Genomic DNA, 9,926 nt, shown 5'->3' with positions numbered 1-9,926 from the left:
GAAGCCCTCGTACTGGGTGTACTCGGGTTTTCGGCCGGTGCGGCGAGAGGGCGTGCCGGGCGTCGCGACGGGCGAAGGTTGCCTGACGCGGCACTGGCATGTGAGGCGCCGTCGGGCGGTCGTCCGGTCGGTGGTGGCCGTCGGTCGGCCCGGGGTTCCGGGTGGTGGCGGTCCGTTCCAGGGCGGCGCGGTGTTCTGTCGGCCGCGCCCCGCACCATCCCCGCTCCGCCGTGGTCCGGCACGGGCACGGCGTGCCTCCGAGACCGCTGCGGGGTTGTCGGGCTCCCTCGCTCCGCTGCCGGGCGGTAAGGCCCAACAGCCATACCAAGCAAGGCAGTTAGAAAGGTTCGTCCCGTCCCGGGCCGGCTCCGGCCGGGTTCCCGGGCGGGAGTCGTCGCGCCCGCCCGAGCCTTCGGGCGGCGACCGTCCTCACCATTTCTGGGGGTTGCGTTCATGCACGACCGATGCGAATCAGCGGGGTTCAGGCCCGCCCGTACCGTCCCGCTGGTGCTCGCGCTGCTGGCGGCGCTGCTGGCGGTGGCCGTCCCGGCGGCCGCGCCCGCGCACGCCGCGGTGCCGGACCGCTGGGGCTTCGCCTACCTGGACAATCCGACGCCGCCGCCGAGTTACGTGCCCGACACCACGCGCCAGTGGGGCAGTTGGGCCTCGCCGGCCGCCAACCCGATGAAGGTCGACCAGGTCGGCCTCGGCGCGTACGTGGTGCACTTCCCGCTGATCGGCGGGCCGGGCGGCATCGCGCACGTGACCGCCGTCAACCGGACCGGCACCTCGTGCCAGGTCCAGGGCTGGGGCACCGTCGGCACGGGGCTGGACGTCAAGGTGGCCTGCTACCAGCCGGCAGGGACGCCGGACAACTCGCCGTTCACGGTGCTGTTCACCAGTAGCACGGGGACGCCCGCGCCGCCCGGCGGCGACTACGGCTACCTGTACTCGACGGCGAGCGGGGCGCTGGTGACGCAGTACAACTCCTCGGGCGGGGCGAACCTGTCCAGCCACGGTTCGACCGGCATCTGGAAGGCGTGGCTGCCGGGCCTGGGCTCCTCGACCGAGCTGGGCAACGTCGAGGTGACGGCCGTCGACCCGTCCCAGGGCGCCCGCTGCAAGGTGGCGACCTGGGCCCCGGCCGCGACGGGGCAGACCTTCGTGGTGGCCTGCTTCGACGCGGGCAACCTGCCGTACGACACCCGGTGGACGCTGAGCTACTCGGTCAAGCGAGCCGTGCACGGGCCGGCGTTCCCGCCGAAGTCCTTCGGCTACCTGTGGTTCAACGGCGGGGTGCCCGCGGGGACGAACTTCAACTCGGTGGGCGGCGTGAACACCTTCGCGGCGGGTGTCCCGGCGACCGTCGCCCTGCCGGGCGTGGCCGTGCCGTCCGACACCGCGCAGGTCACCGCGTACGGCAGCGGCCCGGGCTGGTGCCAGCTCGCGCTGCCGTGGAGCCGGGTCTCGGGCACCGTGAAGCTCAACCCGCTCTGCTTCAACCCGGGCGGGGCACCCGTCTCGGCCCCGTTCCTGACCGCCTACACCTCGGCGTTCTGACCCGGCGTCAGCCGATCCGCGGCCGCCTCCCCGGGGGCGGCCGCGTGCGGCCCTGTCGGGGGCGGTCGCTAGGGTGCGGCGCAGTGATCGTCCGACTGTCCGGTCCGCCGATCACACGCATGATCGGAGGGGCGGATCAGATGGTTGTCGCGGGTGGTCCGGGGAACGCGGTGCGGCGCTGGGAACTGACCGGCGGCGGGGCGGCGAGGTTCTGGGAGGCCGAACTCCTCGGCGGGACGGTCCGGGTCCGCGCGGGCCGGACCGGCGCCGACAGCGCCACCGGCTGGGACGTGCACCCGTTCGGCGATCCGGCCGTCGCCTCGACCCGGCTGGCCGGGATGGTCGCCGAGCAGGAGCGCAAGGGGTACCGCCCGGTCGGCGCCGCGCCCCCCGCCTCCGCCGCCGGCCCGCTCCCGGACGAGGACACCCTGACCCTGCCCGACCGCTGGCGGATCCTGGTGGTGCCCCGGCGCGGCGGCCGGGCGCAGTCCCCGGCGGACTGGCCGGACGCGGCGGCCGTCGCCGTTGAGGACGCGCTGATCGCCGGGAACCGCACCGCCATCCAGTCGGTGTGCCGGTCCGAGCGCACCGATCCGGAGCTGGAGCAGGCTGCCCGCGCCTACCTGCACGGGGTGGCCGACCCGCTGGGCGCGGCCTGCGTCGCGGCGATGCTGCCGCCGGCGCACCTGCCCCACCACCCGGCCGGGGGCGACCTGGTGGACGCCTGGACGGCCCGGCACGGCCTGGCGTTCGCGGCCCGGGCGGCCGTCGAGTCCTTCGGCATCGACTACGGGGCCGCCGACCCGGACGCCCACCGGACGGGCCTGACCCGGCCGAACCGCTTCACCCGGCACCTCGGCGAGGCCCAGACCGCACTGCTGCGCTGGACCAGGCACCTGCTGTCGATCGCCGAGCGGCCCGCGTACGAGGAGGCCCGGGCGGCGGTCGCGGAGCTGCGCACCGACACCGACCGGCGGGCGCTGGCCGCGTACCTGTTCCCGGCGGAGACCGGCTGGGTGGCGGCCGCGCTCGACGAGTTCCCGGCCCGGCACGGCAACGACACCCAGGTGCGGCAGCGCCAGGTGCTGTCGGCGCTCGGCACGGCGGCGCAGGTCGCCCGGCTGGGCGCGACCCCGCCGCACGGGTACGTGTGGACGCCGGCCGTGGTCGCCACCCTCGCCGACGGCGTCGGGACCGCGTGCGTGCCGCTGCTGGCCGCCGCGCTGCGGGTGCAGGTGGACGGCGAAGCGGTCCGCGAACTCGCCGACTACCTGCTGGAGTTCCCCGCCGACGAGGCGTTCGCGGCGCTGCTGGAACGGGCCGAGGACCGGCACGTCGGGCCGGTGCTGCGGCAGGCCGCGGACCGCCAACCGGTGCGCGCCACCAGGCTGCTGGCCGCCGCGGCCCGGTCCGGCCGGCCGATGGCCCGGCACCTGCTGGACCGCCACCTGCGCACGCACGCGGACCGGCTGCCCGCGGTCCTGGCCCGACTCGACGCCGCCACGGCCGAGTTCGTGGCCTCCCTGGACGCGGCCGGGCCGCCCGCGCCGACCGCCCCGCCCGAGGCGCTGCCCGCCGTGCTGGCCGCGCCGCCCGCCCGGATGCCGCACCTGCCGGACTGGGCGGACCCGTCGGGCCTGCCTCCGCTGCTGCTGCCGGACGGTTCGGCACTGCCGGAGCAGGCCGTCCGGCGGGTGCTGGCGATGGCGGCGCTGACCAGGCCCGGCGCCCCGCACCCCGGACTGGCACAGGTCGCGGCGGCGGTGCGGCCGTCGACGCGGGCGGCGTTCTGCTGGGCGCTGTTCCAGGACTGGCGGCTGGCCGGGATGCCCGCCAAGGAGGGGTGGGTGCTGCCCCTGCTGGGCGAGTGGGGCGACGACACGGTGGCGCGCGGCCTGGCGCCGGTCCTGCGCGAGTGGCCCGGGCAGGGTGCCCACCGCCGGGCCGTCGAGGGCCTGGACGTGCTGGCCGCGATCGGCACCGACACCGCACTGCGCCAACTCCACGCCCTGGCGCGGCGGGTGAAGTTCAAGGGCCTGCGCACCCGCGCCCAGGAGAAGGTCACCGAAGTCGCCGAAGCGATGGGCCTGACGCCCGATCAACTCGCCGACCGCCTCGTTCCCGACCTCGACCTCTCCCCCGACGGAACCATCGTGTTCGACTACGGCACAAGGACGTTCACCGTCGGCTTCGACGAACAGTTGCACCCGTACGTGGTCGACGACGCGGACGGACGGCGCCGCAAGAACCTGCCCGTGCCGGGTGCGCAGGACGACCCCGAACTGGCGTCCGCCGCCCGCAAGCGCTTCACCGCACTGAAGAAGGACGCCCGCGCGCTGGCCACCGAGCAACTCGCCCGCCTGGAAGCCGCCATGGTCTCCCAACGGTCCTGGACGGCAAGAGAGTTCACCGACCTACTGCTGTCCCACCCCCTGCTCGGACACCCGGCACGGCGACTGGTGTGGACGGCCGACGGCACCGCCTTCCGGATCACCGAGGACCGCACCCCCATCGACGTCCACGACGCACCCTTCCCACTGCGCCCCGGCGGCGAGATCCGCCTCGCCCACCCGGCGCTGCTCGGCGTGGACCTCTCCACCTGGACGGCACGGTTCATCGCGCACGGACTCACCCAACCTTTCCCCCAACTCAGCTACCCCGTGCGCACATTGACGACGGACGAGACCGCCGACCCGGACGCCTGCGCCGCCTCCGAACCGCTCATCGAACCGGAGGAGTCGACTGCGGACCGAGCGCACGCGGCACCCCCGCCGAGGGGCGATCGCCGTTCCTAGCCGCTTCCTTGCGCCCGCGCAAAAAATCCTGACCGGGCGTCAATGTTCGAGCGGGGCCGTCCAGTTGAGGGCGGTGCCACCGGCGGGCGGGGCGGTGACGGTGAGGGTGCCGCCGAGGGCCCGGGCGCGTTCGGCGAGGTTGCGCAGGCCGCTGCGGCGGCCCTGTTCGGGGATGCCGACGCCGTCGTCCTGGACGGTGAGCGCGACCTGGCCGCCGGCGGCCTGCAAGGTGACCTCGACCCGTCCGGCCCGGGCGTGCCGGGCGGCGTTGCTGAGCGCCTCGCCGAGGACGGCGACCAGGTGGTCGGCGACCTCGGGCGGGACGTCGGTGTCGAGCAGGCCCGCCATGCTCAGCCGGGGCGCGAAGCCCAGCGCGGCCTGCGCCTCCTCGACCACGTGCACCGCGCGGGCCCGCAGGCCCTGCCCGGTATCCGCCTCGCGGACCCGCAGCCCGAAGATCGTCGTTCGGATGATCTTGATGGTCTCGTCCAGGTCGCCGACCGCGCGCAGCACCCGGTCGGCCGCCCCGGGGTGGTCGATGAAGCGGGACGCGCTCTGCAGCGTCATACCGGTGGCGAACAGTCGCTGGATGGCCAGGTCGTGCAGGTCGCGGGCGATCCGGTCACGGTCCTCCAGGACTGCCAACTGCTCGGCGTCGCGCCGCCGTTCGGCCAGCTCCAGGGCCAGCGCGGCCTGGTCGGCAAAGCCCAGCAGCGGATCGATCTCGCGCTCGGTGAACTCCGGCTCGCCGGCCGCCCGGACCAGCAGCAGCACCCCCTCGGTGTGTCCCTCGGCCCGCCCCAGCGGCACCGCGACGGCCGGACCCGGCCCGTCGAACCTGGTCGACCCGGCCCGGTAGCGGGGGTCGGCCGCCAGGTCGTACGAGGTCATCGGGACGCCGTCGACGCAGGCCGCGCCGCACAGCGTGCCGTGCAGCGGCACCGTCGCCCCGACCCGCCCGGCGGTCTCGCCGCCCAGCGCCAGCTCCACCCGCAGCCCGCTGCCGTCGGGCAGCGTCGTCAGCACGTCGGCCCGCCGGGCCCCGCTGATGTCGCAGGCCCGCTGGGCGATCAGCTCCACCACCTGGGTGCGTGAACTCCCGGACAGCAGGCGGCGATTGATCTCGGCGGTGGCGGTCAGCCAGCGCTGCCGGCGCTGCGCCTCCTCGTACAGGCGGGCATTGTCGATGGCCACTCCGGCGGCGACGGCCAGGGTGGCTATCACCGCTTCGTCGTCGTCGTCGAAGCCGGCCGCGCCGCGCTTGTCGGTCAGGTAGATGTTGCCGAACACCTCGTCCCGGACCCGGACCGGCAGGCCCAGGAAGGTCCGCATCTCCGGGTGGTGGGCCGGGCAGCCGGTGGACGCCGGGTGCTGCCTCAGGTCGTCCAGGCGCAGCGGCTGCGGGTGCCGGATCAGCTCGCCGAGCAGGCCCTTGCCGGTCGGGTAGGGGCCGATCCGGGCGATCGCCTCCTCGCCGAGGCCGACGGTGAGGAACTGGGAAAGGGTGTCGCCGTCGGGGCCGATGATGCCGAGCGCCGCGTACTCGGCGTCGGCGAGGACGGCCGCCGCCTCGACGATCCGGCGCAGCACCTGGGTGAGTTCGAGTTCCCGGCCGACCGAGAGCACCGCCTCCAGCAGGCTGTGCACCCGGTCCCGGGTGCCCCGGGCCACGTCGATCCGGGCCTGCAGTTCGGCCAGCAGCTCGTCCAGCCTGAGCTGCGGGAGCCGCGACCGCGGTTCCTCCTCGCGCACCGCGCTCCTCCTCGTCCGTCACTCCGCCGCCCCGCGATTCTCGCAGACCCGGGAGGGCGGGTGGACCGATCGGGCAGGAATGTGCTGGGCGTGGAACCCGCAGGTCACGGCAGGGACAGGACAGAAAACCGGACGGCTCAGCGCTTCAGCGCGTCAGCGTCTCAGCACCTCAGCGCTTCAGCGGCCCAGGGTGCGCAGGATCAGCGCGGTGAGGGCTTCCGGGGCGCCGGGCTGGTGGCGGATGCCGGGGAAGGCGTTGACGTCGACGGCGGTCGGGCCGTCGGGGCCGGGGAGCAGGTCGACGCCGTAGACCTGGAGGCCGTAGGCGGGGCCGGCGGCGAGGGCGAGGGCGCGTTCGACGGGGTCGGGGGTCCAGGGGCGGCGGTCGGGGGCGTGCGGGTCGAGTTCGGAGCGGCGCTGTTCGGCGAAGACGGTGCCGGCCACCACCCAGAGCTTGCGGTCCCAGCCGTCGCCGGGCACCGGCCGCTGGGTGAGCACGGGCTCGCCGGGCCACCGCGCGGCGATCTCGGCCCACTGGCCGGGGGTCTCGATCCGGGCGACCAGGTCCTCCTTGCGGCTGCGCCGGCTCTTCACCACCACCGTTCCGTGCCAGACGAGTTCGCCGAGGACGCCGGTGGCGACGGTCGGCGCGAAGGGCAGGCCGGCGGCCCGGGCCCGCTGCTCCATCGCCACCCGGTCCTGGCAGAACTCGGTCGCGTCGGCCGAGTTGAGCACGGGGCGCCCCAACGCCTCGTACCGGCGGGCGAGTTGGAGCGCGGCCGGGCCGCGGGCCTTGAGCAGCAGCAGGTCGGCGTCCGGCTCCGGTCCGGCCGCGCGCAGCACGTGCCCTGCGGAGCGCAGCAGTTCGGCCACGGCCGCGAGCAGCGGGTGGTCCAGGTCGCGGGCCAGGACGGCGATCCGCAGCGGGGTGGTCATCGGCCGGCCCGGGCGGCGTCGATCAGCGAACCGGCGGCGGGGGTGGGCCAGGAGGAGCCGGTGCGGGCGAGCCGGAGCACCGCGTCGGCGACCCGTTCGACGGCGTGCGGGACCTGGCGGAAGCTCGGGAAGTCGTTGATGTCGACGACCACGGGGCCGTCGGGGCCGAGCAGCACGTCCAGCCCGTACAGGTCGAGGCCGAAGACCTCGCCGACCTGGGCGGCCAGCGCGGCGACCTCGCGCGGCAGCGGCACCGGGCGCTCGGTGGCGGGGTGTTCGGGGTGCAGCGGGGAGGTCCGCTGGGTGGCGAAGAGTTCGCCGCCCGCGCTGTACACCTTGAGGTCCAGGCCGTCGTTGGGCACGTACGGCTGGGCGATCAGCAGGCCGCCGCCGGCGGGCGCGGCGATCCGGGACAGCTGTCCGGGGTGCTCGACCAGGTGGACGGCGCGCCCCGAGGAGCCGTCGGCGGGCTTGACCACCAGCGGCCAGCGGCGGCCGGGTATCGAGGCGAACGCGGCCGGGTCGGCGGCGGCCCAGGTCCGCGGCATCGGCAGGCCGTGCAGCGCGGCGACCACGGCGGCCTGCGCCTTGTCGCGGACGGGGCGGATCGCCCGGGCGTCGTTGACGGTGGTCAGGCCGGCCGCGGCGGCGGACTCCAGCAGGCCGAGCCCGGGCCCGCCGGAGACGGTCTTCAGCACCCAGGCGTCGTGCTTGCCGGACCGCACCAGCTTGGCGAGGTCCAGCAGGTCCGCGCCGGGGCGCAGCACGTCCACCCGGTGCCCGACGGCCCGCAGCCGGTGCACCACGGCCAGCGGCATCCCGTCGTTGCGGTAGTGCTCCTCGACCAGGAAGCAGAACCTCATTACCCCCACCCCTTTCGCCGCCCCTCCGACCGCCGAACCGTCCGGCCGCCCGGGGCGTTTCGCATCGGACCACCCTGCCACGGATCATCCGGCGGATTTCGCCCAGGGTGTCCGGGAACGGAAACAGCCGGGTCACAGCCGCATTGCCGCAGGTCTGGAACCGCATGCCCCGGGCATGACGTTGTCATGACGCGCTCTTGGCCATTCCTTTGAGCGGCCCCGACCCGAGGAGGACCGTGTGCACCCACAGCTGCGGCCGCACGCCCGCCACGACCTGACGGACCGTCCCGCACCGGCCGTGCTGGCCTATCCGGCGGACGACGTGCTGGTGGTGTCCGGCCTGCCCGGCAGCGGCAAGAGCACCCTGCTGGAGCGCTGCGCCCGGGCCCGGGTGGTCGACTCGCAGCACACCCGGGCCCGGTTCGCGGCCGCGCTGCCGGGCGTCCCGTACGCGCTGTACCGGCCGGCCGTGCGGCTGGCGCACTACCTGGGGCTGCGGGCGGCGATCCGGGCCGGCGGCCCGCTGGTGGTGCACGACTGCGGGACGCTGCCGTGGGTGCGCCGGGCGATCGTCCGGGCGGCGACGGCCCGCGGCCGGCGGGTGCACCTGCTGCTGCTGGACGCGAGTGCGGCACAGGCCGCGGACGGGCAGCGCCGCCGCGGCCGCCGGGTCTCCCGGTACGCGTTCGCCCGGCACCGCCGCTCCTCGGCGCGGCTGCGCGCCCTGGTGACGGCGCCCGGACCGCTCCCGGCGGGGGTGGCCTCGGCCGTGCTGCTGCCCCGCACCTCGGCGGCCCGGCTGGCCTCGATCGTGTTCACCGCCCCCGCCGCCCGCCCGTTCCCGGTCCCGGTCCCCCGCGCGCCGGTCACCGCCCCGCTGGCCGGCGCCGCCCGAGGCTGAACCGGGCCGTGGACCGCCCCCGCACCCGGCCGGGACTGCGGCGAACGGCTGAGCCGCCGCGCGCGTCGCCCGCCGCTGGGGCCGGGGTGGCGCCGTCCGCTGGCTAGTCTCCGGCCATGGGCACCCCCGAACAGCTTGCCGAGGCCGAGCGGCGCAGCCCCGGCCCGGCGCAGGACGTCCAGCGGGCCGCGGCCGACCGGCGGCCGGAGCGCGGGCCGCACGCGCGGCGGGTCGCCGACCTGCTCTCGGTGCGGTTCCGGGTCCCGATCGAGCCGCAGTACGACCCGGCGGGGCGGCGCTGGACGCTGCGCTGGTACGACGGGCCGACGGTGGCGGCGGTGCGCTGCGCGCTGGAGCAGGCGGGCCCGGGCGGGGCGGGGTTCGCGGTGCGCCGGGACCTGAGCACCCGGGCGCTGGCGCTGGCGGCGATCCGGGAGACCCGGGCCGGGGCGATGCACCGGGCCGAGGGCAGCTGGGGTCAGCGCTACCACCTGGAGCAGTTGCTGACCGACCGGGAGCACCCCGAGCGCCCGGCCGACCCGCGCGAGGCGGCGATGCTGGAGCGCCTGCTGGCAGCGGCCACCGACGGTGCGGGGAAAGGCAGTTCGGCCCCGGACCTGGCGCGGGCCTTCGACCTGGTGGCCCGGCACGGCGTCGCCTGGCTGCTGCCCGGGCACCGGCTCGCCGGGCCCGCCGAGCGGGACGCCGCGGCGCTCTCCCCGCTGGAGTACCTGACGTCCCGTTACGCGACGGGCGTGCACCGCACCGCGTGGGAGACCGCGCTCGCCGTCCTGCCGGTGCGGACCGCCGTCGCGGCCGCCCACCGGGACCCGGAGCCCGAGCCGGAGGCGGCCCGCGCGGCCCTGACGCTGCTGCCGGCCCTGCGGGCGGAGGTCGCGGCCGAACTGGACGCGATCGGCGCCCGCCTCACCGCGGCCGCCACTGCCGCCCCGGCCGCTGCCCCGGACCCTGCCCCGGCCGCTGTCGCGAACTCCGAAGCCGTGGGCCCCGACCCGACGCCCTGAGAGGGCGTTCGATACCGTTTTAGGCTGCCGCGCATGGTTTCGGGCGGAGGTATTGCCCGGTTCTGTCCGGGGCGGCGGTCAGCCGGGTGGTCAT

General features: G+C 76.0%; 7 protein-coding genes. 4 read left to right on the top strand and 3 right to left on the bottom strand.

Annotated elements, in window-relative coordinates:
* The first annotated feature begins 507 nt into the window (after positions 1 to 507).
* Both ACIOHG_RS37590 and ACIOHG_RS37585 read left to right on the top strand, forming a co-directional pair.
* The gene (locus ACIOHG_RS37590; RefSeq protein ID WP_400958131.1) at positions 508 to 1,560 is read left to right on the top strand and encodes a hypothetical protein; all 1,053 of its coding nucleotides are present in this window, start codon (positions 508 to 510) and stop codon (positions 1,558 to 1,560) included.
* A 140-nt stretch (positions 1,561 to 1,700) separates the two neighbouring features.
* Positions 1,701 to 4,355 (top strand): DUF4132 domain-containing protein, encoded by a 2,655-nt coding sequence (locus ACIOHG_RS37585; protein WP_400958129.1) that lies wholly within the window; start codon positions 1,701 to 1,703, stop codon positions 4,353 to 4,355.
* 39 nt (positions 4,356 to 4,394) lie between these two features.
* On the opposite strand, the gene ACIOHG_RS37580 is transcribed toward ACIOHG_RS37585, so the two are convergent.
* The 3 genes from ACIOHG_RS37580 to ACIOHG_RS37570 all read right to left on the bottom strand — a co-directional run bounded on the left by ACIOHG_RS37580 (position 4,395) and on the right by ACIOHG_RS37570 (position 7,906).
* Positions 4,395 to 6,107, bottom strand: coding sequence for a GAF domain-containing protein (locus tag ACIOHG_RS37580; RefSeq protein ID WP_400958127.1), 1,713 nt, complete (start codon positions 6,105 to 6,107; stop codon positions 4,395 to 4,397).
* A 177-nt stretch (positions 6,108 to 6,284) separates the two neighbouring features.
* Positions 6,285 to 7,043: a RimK family alpha-L-glutamate ligase gene (locus ACIOHG_RS37575; RefSeq protein ID WP_400958125.1), complete on the bottom strand. Its 759-nt coding sequence runs from the start codon at positions 7,041 to 7,043 to the stop codon at positions 6,285 to 6,287.
* On the bottom strand, positions 7,040 to 7,906 hold the full coding sequence (locus ACIOHG_RS37570) for a RimK family alpha-L-glutamate ligase (RefSeq protein WP_400958123.1): 867 nt from the start codon (positions 7,904 to 7,906) through the stop codon (positions 7,040 to 7,042). The genes ACIOHG_RS37575 and ACIOHG_RS37570 overlap by 4 nt, the downstream gene beginning before the upstream one ends.
* A gap of 238 nt (positions 7,907 to 8,144) precedes the next feature.
* On the opposite strand from ACIOHG_RS37570, the gene ACIOHG_RS37565 reads away from it, so the two are divergent.
* Together ACIOHG_RS37565 and ACIOHG_RS37560 are read left to right on the top strand one after the other, a co-directional pair.
* Positions 8,145 to 8,807, top strand: coding sequence for an AAA family ATPase (locus tag ACIOHG_RS37565; RefSeq protein ID WP_400958121.1), 663 nt, complete (start codon positions 8,145 to 8,147; stop codon positions 8,805 to 8,807).
* A gap of 116 nt (positions 8,808 to 8,923) precedes the next feature.
* Positions 8,924 to 9,832, top strand: a complete 909-nt coding sequence (locus ACIOHG_RS37560) for a hypothetical protein (RefSeq protein WP_400958119.1) — start codon at positions 8,924 to 8,926, stop codon at positions 9,830 to 9,832.
* The last annotated feature ends 94 nt before the right edge of the window (positions 9,833 to 9,926 follow it).

The sequence above is a fragment of the Kitasatospora sp. NPDC088134 genome, assembly GCF_044741705.1.
In the GTDB taxonomy this organism is placed as follows: Bacteria; Actinomycetota; Actinomycetes; order Streptomycetales; family Streptomycetaceae; genus Kitasatospora.
The sequence above is the reverse complement of the archived record's forward strand: the minus strand, read 5'-3'. Positions and strand labels throughout refer to the sequence as shown.

What these genes read in the sequence shown, in the direction of transcription:
- ACIOHG_RS37585 (WP_400958129.1), top strand. Translation starts at nt 1,701, where the DNA reads ATGGTTGTCGCGGGTGGTCCGGGGAACGCGGTGCGGCGCTGGGAACTG.
- ACIOHG_RS37575 (WP_400958125.1), bottom strand. Translation starts at nt 7,043, where the DNA reads ATGACCACCCCGCTGCGGATCGCCGTCCTGGCCCGCGACCTGGACCAC.
- ACIOHG_RS37570 (WP_400958123.1), bottom strand. Translation starts at nt 7,906, where the DNA reads ATGAGGTTCTGCTTCCTGGTCGAGGAGCACTACCGCAACGACGGGATG.
- ACIOHG_RS37560 (WP_400958119.1), top strand. Translation starts at nt 8,924, where the DNA reads ATGGGCACCCCCGAACAGCTTGCCGAGGCCGAGCGGCGCAGCCCCGGC.